General features: G+C 67.0%; 9 protein-coding genes and 2 pseudogenes. 8 read left to right on the forward strand and 3 right to left on the reverse strand.

The genetic code is table 11. The annotated features are described in order from the left end of the window. Window positions 1–36: 36 nt before the first annotated feature. Window positions 37–200, forward strand: a pseudogene (locus ACGFR9_RS10055) (IS701 family transposase); the annotation flags it as partial. A 179-nt stretch (window positions 201–379) separates the two neighbouring features. On the opposite strand, the gene ACGFR9_RS10060 reads toward ACGFR9_RS10055, so the two are convergent. From ACGFR9_RS10060 to ACGFR9_RS10070, 3 genes are all read right to left on the reverse strand, one after another. Further along, window positions 380–907: a hypothetical protein gene (locus tag ACGFR9_RS10060; protein ID WP_393205040.1), complete on the reverse strand. Its 528-nt coding sequence runs from the start codon at window positions 905–907 to the stop codon at window positions 380–382. Between the two features lie 447 nt (window positions 908–1354). Next, entirely contained in the window at window positions 1355–3001 is a 1647-nt protein-coding gene (locus tag ACGFR9_RS10065; protein WP_393205043.1) for a molybdopterin-dependent oxidoreductase, read from the reverse strand. 93 nt (window positions 3002–3094) lie between these two features. Further along, the gene (locus tag ACGFR9_RS10070) at window positions 3095–3568 is read right to left on the reverse strand and encodes a hypothetical protein (RefSeq protein ID WP_393205045.1); all 474 of its coding nucleotides are present in this window, start codon (window positions 3566–3568) and stop codon (window positions 3095–3097) included. A 228-nt stretch (window positions 3569–3796) separates the two neighbouring features. Between ACGFR9_RS10070 and moaA the strand changes: the two genes are divergently transcribed. The 7 genes and pseudogenes from moaA to ACGFR9_RS10105 form a co-directional block, all read left to right on the forward strand. Next, window positions 3797–4786, forward strand: coding sequence for a GTP 3',8-cyclase MoaA (gene moaA / locus ACGFR9_RS10075; protein WP_393205048.1), 990 nt, complete (start codon window positions 3797–3799; stop codon window positions 4784–4786). Window positions 4787–6841: 2055 nt separating this feature from the next. Further along, entirely contained in the window at window positions 6842–8155 is a 1314-nt protein-coding gene (locus tag ACGFR9_RS10080; protein WP_393205051.1) for an MFS transporter, read from the forward strand. A 520-nt stretch (window positions 8156–8675) separates the two neighbouring features. Next, the gene (locus ACGFR9_RS10085; protein ID WP_393205053.1) at window positions 8676–9698 is read left to right on the forward strand and encodes a LacI family DNA-binding transcriptional regulator; all 1023 of its coding nucleotides are present in this window, start codon (window positions 8676–8678) and stop codon (window positions 9696–9698) included. Between the two features lie 147 nt (window positions 9699–9845). Beyond that, window positions 9846–10883 carry an adenosine deaminase gene (locus tag ACGFR9_RS10090; protein ID WP_393205056.1) on the forward strand — a complete coding sequence of 346 codons (1038 nt, stop codon included), beginning with the start codon at window positions 9846–9848 and terminating at the stop codon, window positions 10881–10883. 191 nt (window positions 10884–11074) lie between these two features. Further along, entirely contained in the window at window positions 11075–12328 is a 1254-nt protein-coding gene (locus ACGFR9_RS10095) for an ABC transporter substrate-binding protein (protein WP_393205059.1), read from the forward strand. After that, window positions 12325–13317, forward strand: a complete 993-nt coding sequence (locus ACGFR9_RS10100; RefSeq protein ID WP_393205061.1) for a Gfo/Idh/MocA family protein — start codon at window positions 12325–12327, stop codon at window positions 13315–13317. Before ACGFR9_RS10095 ends, ACGFR9_RS10100 begins: the two co-directional genes overlap by 4 nt. 230 nt (window positions 13318–13547) lie before the next feature. After that, window positions 13548–14126 (forward strand): annotated as a pseudogene (locus tag ACGFR9_RS10105) (transposase); the annotation flags it as partial. Window positions 14127–14133 lie beyond the last annotated feature (7 nt).

The following is a 14133-nucleotide window of genomic DNA, read 5'->3' on the forward strand; positions in this document are numbered from 1 at the left end:
CGACCAGCATGCCGTAGATCATTTACGGGACAACGCCTAGACGACTACCAGGTCCGCCGCTATCCCGGCCGGCACCGACACATGACCCTCGCCATGGCCGCCCACGCCTGCCTGACCGTCCTGCGAGCTGGAGGCGGGGAAAGCCCGTCGCCCTCCACCCGCCGAGCACATCCCGCACTGGTCGACCTGGCGCCGGCGACGACAACGCCAGGCCCGCACCAGTCACTACAAACGATGCGTACACATCACCTGACGTGGCCATCAGTCACGGCAAGCACCGTGGCAGTACTAAGGGTCGCCGATGCTGTGATGCCGAATCTGCAGGACGCGGCTTCCTGAGCAGGGTCCAGGCGCCGTAGTAGTACTGGCCTAGCGGTTGTTACGGCTTGCTGCCGTTCATGATGTTGGCGATTGGTCCGATGAGGAACCACTTGCCGTCGACGCCCTGACCCTTGATCTGCTCAGGAGCGGTGTCGCCCTCGAAGTAGTACAGCGGGTGGCCTCCGTAGGTGACCTGCTTTGTGCCGTCAGTCCGGGTCATGGTGCCCAGATTGCTCGGCACGGTGTACTTGCCGGTCACGGTCACCTGCTTGGTCGTTGTGAGCGGAGGCCACTTCTTGGCGCACGCGTCGTAGCAGGTGGACGTGGTCTTGGTGTCCTTGGTGTTCAGGTACAGCGTCTGCCCGGCCGAGTCGGTAAGCCAGATGCCCGCAGCGCCCTTCGCGGTCTTGAGGACCAGCTTCGAACCCGAGTCGTCCGAGTCCGGTGCGGCCGAGGCCGTCGTCGAGTCCGATTCGGCCGAACTCGAGGCCGATGAAGACGTCTTCGAACCAGCATCCGACGAGTCGGTAGAAGAGCTGCTGCACGCGGCCGCGAACGTCGCCAGGGCGGCGAGAGAGAGGCCCAAGCCAAGCGTGCGCGGTGAAGTCGTACGGAGCATGACCATCCTTACTGATGTGCGAGGCAGAGCGTCTCGCCAAGGAGTGTATGTAGCGTTCGGTACAGATGGGAATGTAGTGCGCCATTGGTGCGAGAGTCAAGACCGAACATTCTATCTCGCAAGCTTAAGGCGCCCGCAGGCTCATGCATCAGGCGGCAGTTCGCTCATACCTGCTCAGCGCCCTGCTCTCGCCCGCTCCTGAACCCGGCTTGAGTTCCAACTCCCACGCGTCCAGGGAACGAACGTCTGGTCCCATGGACAGGGCTGGCAGTGCAGGCGCGGACGGTCCTGACCAACCCTCGACCCTTGAGCCTTGCGAAGCGCTCACGCGCGGGCCGGCGAGAGAAGCCGCGCGCCGGAGACGGGCCCGCGTCGGGGCGGCCCGGCGGCCGCGCGCTCCGCCCGCGTGGCCGGTCAGGAAACCTTGACCGTGATGGTGTGGTGGCCGGTGGCACCGTTCGGCACCACGTCCTGAACGGCCGACGTCTGCACAGCGCCGGTGCCGTCCGTCGCGCGCACCTTGACCTTGTGTGAGCCCTTGGGCGCGTTCTCCCACTGATACGACCATTGGCGCCACGTGTCGGGGGTGTCGGACGCCGCCAGCGTCGCTTCCCGCCACTCGCCGTTGTCGATCTGTACTTCCACTGCGGCGATACCGCGATGGTTGGCCCAGGCCGTGCCGGCGAGCACCACGGTCCCGGCCGGTACCGTCGCCCCACTCCTCGGCACATCGATTCGGGATGCTGTTTTGACCGGAGCCTGCGGCGAATAGCCACGCGGTGTCCAGTACGCGTCGGAGGCGGCGAACGTGGTGATGTTCAGATCGGTCACCCACTTGGTGGCCGACACGTATCCGTACAGGCCGGGAATGAGCATCCGGCACGGAAAGCCATGCTGGGTCGGTAGCGTCTCACCGTTCATCGCGACGGCCAGCATCGCGTGCCGGCCGTCGAGCACCGCTTCGACCGGCGAGCCGATCGTCATCCCGTCGGTTGAGGTGGACAAGATCATGTCCGCCCCGCGGCGGACACCGGCGCGGCGCAGCAGTGACGCCAATGGCGTGCCGAGCCAGCGAGCGTTGCCCATGTACGGTCCGCCCACCGGGTTCGACACGCAGGTCAAGGTCATGTCGTGTTCCTCGAACCTGTAGGAGAGCAGCTCCTCGAAAGTGATCTCAAAGGGGCGCTCCACCATGCCGTGAATCTTCAGCTTCCAGTCCCTCGGGTCTACGCGAGGGACCGTTAGCGCCGTGTCCACCCGGTAGAACTCGGAGGTCGGAGTGAAGAACGGCCCGAGTCCGCTCACGTTGGGGTGTACCGAGGCGGGCGGTTCAGGCAGGGTCTTCGCCGGAGTCGGCAACACCACCTTGGCGCGCGCCTCCGAAACGCTGTAGCGCTGTTTGATCCACAGGTTGCCGCCGTACCCGGCCGCCAGCGCGCCCGCAGCCGTGCCCAGCGTGCCGAGCACGAAGCGGCGCCTCCCGCTCGGCTCGGTGGAAGACGCCGATTCCTTCAGCGACAAGATCGTCAGCCAGCGCAGCACCAACGCCGCTACGAGGCCCGCGAACAACGAAGGAAGCAGCGCAGCCGTGTCTGCAGCAGGCCGCGTGACTGCGGCGATCGCGCCGGCCACGCCGACCACCGCGGTCAGAATGCTCGCAATGGTCAGCCGGGTCCGGGCAAGCACGCCATCGACGACCGCCGCCAACGCCAGCGTCACATAGACGCCGATCAGCAGCACGGTCTTGTCGTTGTTGCCAAAGTTGCGGATTGCGAACTGCTCCAGCCAGGTGGGCGTGATGCTGATCGCCCAGTCTCCGGCTGCCGCCACCGGCGCAGACGCTTCCCCGGTAGCCACCGCTACCAGTTCACCCACCGCCAGCCCGGCGCCGCCAGCCACTAGGCCGACCAGCGCCCCGCGCGCGATGTGCCCGCCGAGCGCGGTCAAGCGCCCCTTGGTTGTGGTGGGACCCGACTGTTGCTGTGTGTCTTCCCCACCCCCACCCGGCGCCGATTCATCCGCGGCCCTCTCCTGGCCGCCGCCGGGCTGCTGCTCGCTCACGAGTCCTCCGTAATGTTGGTCATGCGGCCCGGGTGGACCGCGATGGCTGATGCAAAGACGACGACGACGTCGTCGTACGACGTGGTCCTCATGTCAGTCCGCCTGATTGGCGCGGCCGAGACGCAGTGCCGAGATGAGGAAGAAGATGCCGCCGAGAATGGCGTAGCCGCCCACACTGGTCAGTTGGGGATCCGAGGTGGAGGCGCCCAGGATGATCTGCGCCCCGGCCAGCACGGAAATGCCACCGCCGAGCACCATCGGCCACTGGCCGCCCACCTGGCCCTTGCGGCGGCTGAGGTCCACGATCAGCTGAACGGCCCAGGACACGATTGCCCAGGCACCCCCCACGCGCAGGACTGCCGAAGCTCCCGACGCACTGGCAACGGCCAGACCGAAAGCGGCGACGACACTGATCGCGATGTTCGTCTGCAGACCGCGGATCGGTCCGGCGGTGCCCGATGGGCGGGCGTCGACGATGGCTGCTGCGAAGTACAGGTGGCTCAGAGCCAACGCAAATCCGCCGCCGGACGCTGACGCGTCAACGACTGGCGAGTCAACGGTGGTCACGATGATCCTTTCGGACTGCAGCCAGGCGGGAAAGCGGGATTCAGCAAGCGGTGCCGCGGCCGTCTTCTCGAAGGCGAGAGCGTAGAGCCGCTGAGCGTCAGGTAAGACTGAACGTTCTATCTCAATGCAGCATCACAGCCTTCTCCTTCGCCTGTCAAGAAAGAACGTTCTCCCTGTAAGGTCCGTGGAGAATGACGAAGCACTGCTGATCCGTAAGGAGGGGCCCGCGTGCTCATCGACACCTATGGCCGAGTGGCCACCGACCTGAGGGTCTCGCTGACCGACCGCTGCAACCTGCGGTGCACGTACTGCATGCCCGAGGAGGGCTTGCAGTGGCTGGCCAAGCCCGACCTGCTCACCGATGACGAGATCGTCCGCCTCGTGGACATCGCCGTCACCTCCCTCGGTATCGAGGAGGTCCGCTTCACCGGCGGCGAGCCCCTGCTGCGCCCCGGCTTGGTCGGCATCGTGGAGCGCGTCGCCGCCCTGGCCCCGCGGCCCGCAATGTCCCTGACGACGAACGGCATCGGCCTCAAGCGCACCGCGGCCGCCCTCAAAGCAGCGGGCTTGGACCGGGTGAACGTCTCGCTGGACACTCTGCGCCCGGACGTCTTCAGAACCCTGACCCGCCGCGACCGGCACAAGGACGTTATGGAGGGCCTGGAGGCGGCTCACGCCGCAGGGTTGACGCCGGTTAAGGTCAACGCCGTCCTGATGCCCGGGCTGAACGAGGACGAAGCCCCGGACCTGCTTGCCTGGGCCGTGGAGCACGACTATCAACTGCGCTTCATCGAGCAGATGCCCCTCGACGCGCAGCACGGCTGGAAGCGCGAAGGCATGGTCACCGCGGGCGACATCCTCGCCGCCCTGCGCACCCGCTTCGAACTGACCCCGGAAGGCTCCCAGAGGCGTGGCTCCGCCCCAGCCGAGCGCTGGATCGTGGACGGCGGCCCGCACCGCGTCGGCGTCATCGCTTCCGTCACCCGCCCGTTCTGCGCGGCCTGCGACCGCACCCGTCTGACCGCCGACGGACAGATACGGACCTGCCTGTTCGCGCAGGAAGAGACGGACCTGCGCGCCGCCCTGCGCTCCGGCGCCCCTGCCGAGGAGATCTCCCGCATCTGGCGTCTGGCCATGCGGAGCAAGAAGGCAGGATCGGGACTGGACGATCCGTCGTTTCTCCAGCCGGACCGCCCCATGTCGGCCATCGGCGGCTAAAGCAAGGGAGTACTCGGAGGTGAAGATGCCGCTGCGCCCGGGCACCGCCCGCGACCTACCGGCGTCCATGCCGCCGCGTCCGCGAGTCGGCCGGCGATCTGCCGGGAGCTCTCATCGTCCAGGGATTCGGTCCGGCCGCCGGTGGAGGTCCCAGCCGACCCGGACACAGTGCCGGAGCCGACCTGCATGGGCGGCAAGAGGACCGTTGCCCCAGGACGGCCCTCCGCACGACTACACCGGCTACGGCGAAGACTCGCCAGTGCCTTCCGCGTTGGTGAGCCTGATCGGAGTTCCTTGTCCACCAGTTGACCAGCTACATCGATGATCTTCCGCCGGAGGCGGGCGTCCCAACTGGAACGACGCGCGACGCGACAGCTCCTTTCCGGCCCGCATGGACAACGTCGACGACGTCGCCCACCCGAGCCGTGATGGAGAAGCCGGCGGCTAGCCATCGGATCGACATGGGCTGTCGTCGGTTATTCCAACGGCGGTCAGAGGACGCGGCCCCAGGGGCAGGCGAGTCCGCGACTGCGGGCTCTCACGACCGCCGCATACTCGAACGGTGCCTGCTCACCGCTCACGTCACCGCCCGACGGACGCCCCGAAGTACCCACTGGTCGGCCGGACCGCCGAGTACCACCGCGAGCAGATCCGCGAGGCGGGAACCCACCGGAACATGGACATAGTGGGACCGAAATGCGGTCCACGGGTCGGTCTCGACCCGGCGCCGCGTGACACTGGGCACCGACGCGCCCGCGGCCTTCAAGTTGCCATACCCAATCTTCCCGAACGGCACGCCTCTAATTTGCGGGTCTCGTTGTCAAGCTCCGGGAACGGTGCACTTCATCAGTTGATCGGTCGGGCGGGGTTCGATCACGCGCCGAAGCCGTCATCTGGAGCGTGTTGCCGGGGGTGTGCACTCATGGCTGCTGATCCAGTGGCCGGCACTCTCCAGGAGGGACTCGGAGTCGGCCTCGGTCCGGAAGGTGAAGGCGACGCCTGTTCCCTCGACCCGCAGGGTGAGCTGTCCGGGTGGCTGGTGGAGTCCCGCGGGACTCAGGCGGCAACCGACTGCGTTGAGCCCCGCTGTGACTCGAGTGTGGGTGAGGGGCCCGGCGAACTCGGCGAGTGTCGTCGTTCCCGAGGCAGGAAGCTCGACGGCGTCTCGCCAGGTCTGCAGGCTGATCAGCGTGATGCGACGGCAGCGACAAACGCAGAGCTCAACGTCTCCGTGGGAGAACAGATGGGGCCAACGCCGCCGCTTGCTCACCCGACCGATGTCCCACGGCGGCCCGAGCGGCGCCGCGATCTCATGGAGAGTCGCGCCTCAGTGCAGTGGGCCGATGGCCGCGGTGGAGCCGAACTCGGCCAGGATTCGAAGGGCGGTCACGCGGTGGAGCGTGCCACTTCTGCGGCAGCGACCTGCCCGCGGCGTGGAATGTGGATCCCGCCGCGTGACGGTCGAGGGTCACAGCCACTCGTTGTTGGCAGGGACGAGGACGGTCGCCTCGTAGCGGACGGCGAGCCTGTCGTAGCGCGTGGCGACAGCGCAGCGTCATGAGAGTCGGTTGATCCCGCACGCGAACGCATGGCGCTCGCGACAGTCGGCCGGGTCGAAGCGCGGAGGTCGGCCGCCGCGGGATCCGAGCTTCTGGCGGTTGTGGCGGACACGTGGCCGGCCCGGCCCGATGCGGGGCACGCGGATCTTCTCCAGCACTGGTTCGGGCCGTGAGGGCTCGTTCGGATGGACGCTGGTCAGGCGACGTTGTTCGCCGCTACCCACGTCGCGACCCGCTGGCACCGCTTCGTCGTCAGGCGCGGGGAGCAGTTGTCGCGGACCATCGCGACGCGCACGCCGCTCGCAGGCTCACCAGCAGCGAGCTCGGTAGCCGGGTCCACATCCCTTGATCGGGTTTACACGATGTTTACGGTGATCCTCGTCAACCGCTTGTGTATCGATACAACCTGCGCTAGCTTTTCGCGCTAAGCCGCCCCGAGCTGCCACCACCCAGCGTGCGGGGCGGATGGTGGGATCCGTCCGCGAGGAAGCAATCAATGAACCACACTGGATCAATTGATCGACGTCCGAGTCCAAGCCCATGGCGGGTGGCAACGATCTGTGGAATGGCGTCGTATGTCGATGCCTCTACCATCGTCAGCACCGGAATTGCCCTCGTAATCTACCAGCAGTCGATCGGTGTCACTCCGAATCAGATCGGCATCCTGTCCGGCGTGCTAACTCTGGGCATCGGGTTGGGCGCACTGCTCGGCGGCCGCCTGGGCGATCGATTCGGTCGGCGAAACGTCTTCATAGCGACCATGGGGCTGATCGCCATTGGGATTGCTTTCCTGGTTTTCGGCACAAGCTTCTATCTGCTGCTGGCGGGTATCGTGCTTTCCGGGTTCGGCACCGGGGCTGATCTTCCGGTGTCGCTGGCGACAATTTCGGAAGCGGCCACCGACAAGAACCGCGGTGCGATGATCGGGCTCTCGGCCGTACTCTGGAGCGTCGGCGTGCTGGTGTCGGTGACGCTCGCCATCTTCGCAGGCGGCTGGGGTCACCTCGGCGGGCAGGTGCTCTTCGGCCAGATCGGGGTCGTCACGCTCATCGTGCTGATCTGCCGCGTGGGCATTCCGGAGTCGCAGATGTGGTCGGAGGCGCGGGAAGAACGACTCGGCGGGACCCACACCATCCGTGCGGACAAGGCACGCGCGCGGGACCTGCTCAGGACTCCCTACTTCGTCCCCTTCGCGGTGCTGCTCGTCTTCTACGCCCTGACCAATGTGGCGTCCAACACCAATGGACAGTTCGGGACCTATCTCGCGGTCAATGTCGCGCACATTTCCGTCCAGATGAACTCGCTCATCGGCTTCCTGACCTTGCCCATCTATATCGGGCTCGGCCTCGTCTTCATGCGCATCGTCGACCAGAAGAACCGCATGCTGTATTTCACGGTCGGCAGCGTGTCGCTCATTCTCGCGTATGCGGTACCGGCGGCCTTCGGCTTCACCGTCACGACGATCATCATCATGAACGTGCTGTCGGCGATCGGTGGCGCTTTCGCGTTCGAGGGGATTCTGAAGGTCTGGGCCCAGGAGTCGTTCCCGACCCTGCTGCGGTCGAGCGCGCAGGGGGCGATATTCGCCGTCGGACGAATGGCGGCTGCTGGTCTGGCGTTCTTTACGCCGGCGATCGCCGCGGCCAGCTTTCGGGGCCTCTATTGGGGACTGACGATCATTGTCGCGATCGGTCTCACCGCGGCATGGGTCACGTTTCGACGGGTTGAGCGTACCCAGTTCACCATCGAGCAGGAACTGGACCCGGAGATCGAGTCACCGCGCGATGTGCCTGGAACTGCTGTGCTCTGATACGAGCCGGACCATGAGCGCCGCAGAGCGCGAGCGCTGGGTGCAGCTGGAGTGCGTCCCTCCACGGCACTCGACGGTTGCAGTCGCCGGACCTGTGGCTATGTAGCCTCGCGGGACACCTGACCTCGGCCGCGTGCCGTAGCGCTGGCCAGCGGACGACGGTGCGGATGGCCAGTCCGGTGCGGCGCCGGACTTCGTGGGACACAGCCGGAGCGCACGGCCTCGACAAGTCAGCACGGGTTGTATCGATTTACATGCGCTCGTCGAGGCCGTACGGTGTTCCGCAGGTTCCGTGGGGTCAGCTAGGGCGACACGAGGAGTGCTGCGCAGGACCGAGAAAGGCTCAGTCCGGTGTGCCTCCTCGACCGCGGTGAACAGGGCCCTCGGTAAGCCCTGTCATCGGGTCTTCACCAGGCATTTTCCCTTTCCGGAACAGGTTACCGCCCAGTCCGCCACGAAGGGTCTGGGCTAGCATGGAGGCTGAGCGCGGGCTCAGGGAACCGATCGAGTGGGGGCGGCTGTGAGTTCTGCGAAGGGCGTGGGGAAGTCGCCACGCGTCAAGGACGTTGCCGCGCGTGCCGGGGTCTCTGTGGCCACCGTTTCCAATGTCCTGAACACACCGGGACGAGTCGCGTCGGCGACGCGCGATCGTGTCGAGGCCGCCATGGCAGAGCTGGGCTTCGTGCGGAACGAATCCGCACGGCACCTGCGTGCCGGCAGGAGCCGCACCGTGGCGTTCGTCGCGTCCGATGCGGCGAACCCCTTCTTCGCGCAGATCGCCTCCGGCGTGGAAGACGTCGTGGAGCAGGAGGACCTCTCGCTGTTCATCTGCAACAGCCGCCAGAATCCGGGTCGTCAAGCCGCGTACCTGAGCCGGCTGGAACAGCAACGCGTACTCGGAGTTCTCATCACGCCGGTCGCCGGGGACAGTTTGATAGACGCCCTGCCCGCACGTGGCACCCCCGTCGTGGTGCTCGACGACAGCTCCTCGGGGAACTTACACTGCTCTGTTTCCGTCGACGACCGCCTCGGGGGCAAGCTCGCCGCGGAGCACCTGGCGGAACTCGGTCACATCCGCGTTGCGTTCGTCGGCCCGCCGGGCTTCCGGCAGGTGAGCGAGCGTCGAGAAGGATTCGAAACAGCGCTGTCGACGCTCGGCGAAGTCACCCCGTCGATCACCCATGTGGTGACCGACGGCCTCAGCGTGGCCCACGGTCGATCAGTGGCGAAGTACCTCGCCGACCTCCCGAAATCGGAGCGTCCCACCGCGGCGTTCTGCGCCAACGACCTCCTGGCCATTGGGCTCATCCGAGGCTGCGTCGACGTCAATTTGTCGGTGCCCGGCGACCTGGCCGTCGTGGGATACGACGACATCGAGTTCGCGGAGACGGCCAGGGTTCCGCTTACCTCGATCGCGGGGCCCAGCCGTGAGCTCGGCCGCGCCGCCGCGCGTCTGCTTCTGGACGAGTCGGCGAACCCGGAACATCAACATCAGCGCGTCAAGTTCACGCCTCACCTGGTCATTCGCTCGTCCTCCTGCTAGTTGCCCGACGGCCGTCCGCCGCCGGACACCTCGCTGGGGGGTTGGTGGCGCAGCACTGCTCTGGTACGTTGTGTATCGATTCAATTAGAGCGACCCGCCACCGCGCTGGCACGATGTGTATCGATTCAATCGCCTCAAAGGAGACTCATGAGCACTACGAAACCACGCAAGGGACTCAGCGAGGAATATCTTCGCGCTCTCCCCAAGGCCGAGGTGCACTGTCATCTCGGAGGGTGCGTTCCTACCGAGATGGCCGCGCGGTTGGCGGCGAGCCACGGGGTAGCGATTCCGGAATCTGCTGTGCGACACGGCGGCCGCTACCGCTTCGCCAATTTCGACGAGGGTCTCATCGTCCTCAACGCGGTCACGAGCTCCATGCAGACGACGAGGGACTTCGAGGAGGTCACCTACGTCAGCCTGATGACCGCGGCCAGTGGCGGCGTACGCTACCGCGAGTACTACTTCGACCCGCAGAACCACCCCGCGCTCAGCTACCCCGAGATGCTCGAGGGCATCCTGGCGGGAGCCCAGGCGGCGGAAAAGGAGACCGGCGTCGTCACCCGGATCGTCCCGGCGATCAATCGGGAACTCGGAGGCGAAGCTGCCGTCGAGCTGGTTCAGGAGATCATTCGGCACCCGCACGAGTACGTCGTGGGCATTGGCCTCGACTCGGATGAGAAGGCGGGCCGGCCGTCCGAGTTCGTCGCAGCATATGAGCTGGCTCGAGATGCCGGGTTGAAGCTGTCCGCCCATGCCGGTGAACACGGAGACCCGAGCGAGATCCGGGAAGCGCTCGACCTGCTGAAGGTCGACCGTCTGGACCATGGCTACGCGGCCCTCGACGAACCGGAGCTGCTGTCACGCCTCGTTGTGTCGCAACTGCCGGTGGCCGCGTGCTGGTTCGTGGACTATCCGCCGCCGGAGGTGCCCGGCCGGATTCGGGACCATCGGGCCATGGCGGCGGCGGGGGTCAATCTGTCGATCAATTCGGACGATCCGGCATTGATCGGTCCCGAGCTGCATGACTGCTATTTCGATTCCGCACTTCACATGGAGTGGACGGTCGAGGATGCAGAGAAGTACTCGCTGGCCGGGCTGGAGGCGAGTTTTGCGGACAAGGAGACGATCGACCGCCTGACGGCTGAGTTCAAGGCCGAGCACCAGCGTATCCGTCACCTCGCCTGAGACGCCCGGGGTACAAGGCGGGCCGTGGAGGCGGGACGGCCGTGCCGGACCGTCAGCGGGGAACGCACGGCGTCGAACGAGGTGCGACCTCATGCGGCCCGCCCGAACCCCGGGCAGGTCACGAGCACTGGCGCGAACGAGTAATCACCGAGGCGCGGCCGCTGAGTCGTGTCGTGGGAAGAAGGAAGCGCATGGTTCATTTCATCGGTCCGGACAACGACGCGTATGTCGCGAGTGTCATCAGGCACCTCGCGGAGTACGAGGAGCTCTCCGGCGAGAAGGTCGAGCTCGAGATCATCCCCGAGACCGACTATGTCACCAACTCCCTGGACGTTCTGCGGGGCCGGCTGCGGGGTGAGTCTGCGCCGGACGTGTATGTGTCAGGGCCGGTCTCGATGTGGAAGCTGGCCGGTGAGGGCTTGGTCGAGCCACTCGACGGATACCTCGACCGGTGCTCCGCCGACTTCGACCCGAGCGACTTCCTGACCCCCCTGATCGACTGCAACCGGTGGACCGGCAAGCGCGGCGACGCCCTCGGCACGGGTTCGCTACTGGAGATCCCGGTCAACTGGGAGACCTACAACCTGGCCTATCTGCCTGAGGTCCTCGAGCAGGCCGGTCTCGGCGAGGCACCAACGACCTGGGAGGGCTACTTCGACGCCGCGGCGACCATCGCCGAGAAGGTGCCCGGCGTGCGTGGTTTCGCGCAGCGCGGCACCGATACCTGGCACACGATGTACACGGGGTTCGCGACCCAGCTGTGGTCCTACGGCGGGGTGGACTTCGACAGTGCGGGCAGGAGCGCTGTCGCCTCCCCGGAGGCGCTCGCGGCCACGCGGGACTTCATCTCGGCACTCCGAGCATCCGGCCCGACCGCGTGGCCTGGTGGCCACTGGCTGGACGTGGCCCGGGACTTCGCCGCCGGCCGGTACGGCATGATCGTCGACTCCGACCACTATGTGGCCTTCTTCGAGGGACCGCACTCGGCGGTGCGCGGGCGGGTCGCCTACACCCGGCCGCCCGCCGGTCCGGGCGGGCAGCGGGAGTCCAACATGTGGACCTGGTCGCTGGTCATGAACAGCGCCTCCCGGGACAAGGACGCGGCGTGGCGCTTCATCGAGTGGGCCAGCTCGCGCTCGTTCCTCACCCGGGCCGTGCACGAGGGGAACATGAACCCGACGCGGCAGAGCACCTGGGACGACGAGGGCTTCCGGGCTGTGGCGGCCACGTGGAACGGATTCGCCGAGAACAGCCTCGAGATCCTGCAGACCACCGCCCGCGTGCTGCCGACCCCGATGCCGGAGTACCTGGACGTGGCCAGCATCTGGTCCCGGGGCCTGGTCGACGCCTTCGCCGAGCCGGCGCGGCTCGAGGAGATCATGAGGGCGACCGCCGCGCGGATCGAAGGCCTCGAGGGCGGCGGCGGCCCCGTGGGCGCCCCGTGAGGATCGGCCTGGTCGGAGCGGGCAGACACGCGAACAGCGCGGTCTGCCCGGCGATCCTGGAGGCAGGCCTCGAGCTGGTCTCCGTCTGCGCCCGCACCGAGGAGCGCGCCCGGTCCACGGCCGCGCGGTGGGGGGCGAAGGGGCACTACGTCGACCTCGACGCCATGCTTGAGGCGGGGGGCATCGACGGCGTCGTCGTGGTGGTCCCTGCCGGGCAGTACCGGTCCGTCGTCCCCCGATGCATCGAGGCGGGTCTGCCGGTCTTCTGCGAGAAGCCGGCCGGAGGGTCCTCGGCCGAGCTGCGCGAGCTCGCCGACCTGGCCTCGGCGGCGCAGGCCCAGGTCGTCGTGGGCTATATGAAGCGGTTCGCCCCGGCCTATCGCCGGGCCCATGAGCTGATCAACTCGGCCGAGTTCGGGGCGCCGTCGTTGGCGCATTTCACCTTCGTGATGGGGCAGTTCGACGGCTACTTCGAGGGGAACCGAGACGACCTGCACTTCTACCTCACCGACAATCCCGTCCACCTGATCGACCTGGCGCGGTACCTGGTCGGTGACCTGAGCGAGATGTCGGCCGTGCTCAATGTGGTCCCCGGCTTCGGGGTGGACGTGAGCCTCGTGGCGAGGGTCGGCGGTGGGGCGGCGTGCTCGTTCAGCTTCTGCACCACTGCCTCTTTCGCCCACCGCGGTGAGGCGATCGACGTCTATGGGCGGGGTAACGCGGTGCAGGTCGACAACGTCGACACCTGCATCTACCGCCCGCTCGACGGGCCGGCGCAGACCTGGCGGCCCAATTACACGCTGCCCTGGGGCGACAGCTCGAGCCTGGTGACCATGGGCTTCGTCCCCGCGCTCCGGCACTTCGAGGAGGTCGCCGCCGGGCGCGCGGTGAACGAGTCCGACCTGGACAACGCGGCCCGCACCCTGGAAGTCACCGAGCAGCTCTACGCACAGCTGCTGCCCACCTGGTCGAAGGCGATGGACCGGTAGCCCGCTCGCCGCACGGGCGGGCCTCGGTGAGCGTCCCTCACGTGCCCGACGCTGCTACGGGTCGCGCCGTAGCACATTGATACGTTTCATGTGAGGAGGTCCCCGATGCCGTCCCGTGCCGACAGTACCGTTCTCGACGCGCTCGCCGAGGGCGCCCGCGGCCGGAGAGGCCGCGCAGCGCCGGGCAGTCGCCGCCTACTGCCGACGAATCTCTGACTCAGATCACTGGGCTCACCCACCGAGGCTCCTCGCTGGACCACGAGCACGAGCAACGTCCCATCTTGCACGGCACGTTGGTGCGGCTGCAGGTCGAGCGCCTGCCAGGCGACCGCGACCCGAAACCGGTCTGGCTGTGGTGCTCAGCCACCGCCGCGACGCCGGTGGACGTGGACCGCTGGTGGCAGTCCTTCCTCCGCAGCTTCGACCTGGAGCACACTTTCAGGCTCTTGAAACAGAGCCTGGGCTGGACGGCCCCGAAGGTCCGTCACGCCGACAGCGCCGATCTGTGGACCTGGTTCATCATCGCCGCCCACACCCAGCTCCGTCTCGCCCGCCCCCTCGCCGAGAATCTGCGACATTCCTGCGAGCGACCCGTCGCACCCCGCCGCCTCACTCCCGCTCGCGTCCGCCGGGGGTTTCGCAACGTCCGCGCGACGGCGGCCCGTCCGTCGGCCGCACCGAGACCGTCCAAGCCGGGCCCGGGACGGCCTCCCGGCTCGAGGAACAGGCACCGGGCCACACGTCACGACGTCGGCACGACGGTCAAGCGCGCTGAGTCGATCAAGGAACACCAGACCCGCCGAGGATAAAAGCCAA

The sequence above is a fragment of the Streptomyces sp. NPDC048584 genome, assembly GCF_043199595.1.
Classification (GTDB): domain Bacteria; phylum Actinomycetota; class Actinomycetes; order Streptomycetales; family Streptomycetaceae; genus Streptomyces; species Streptomyces edwardsiae.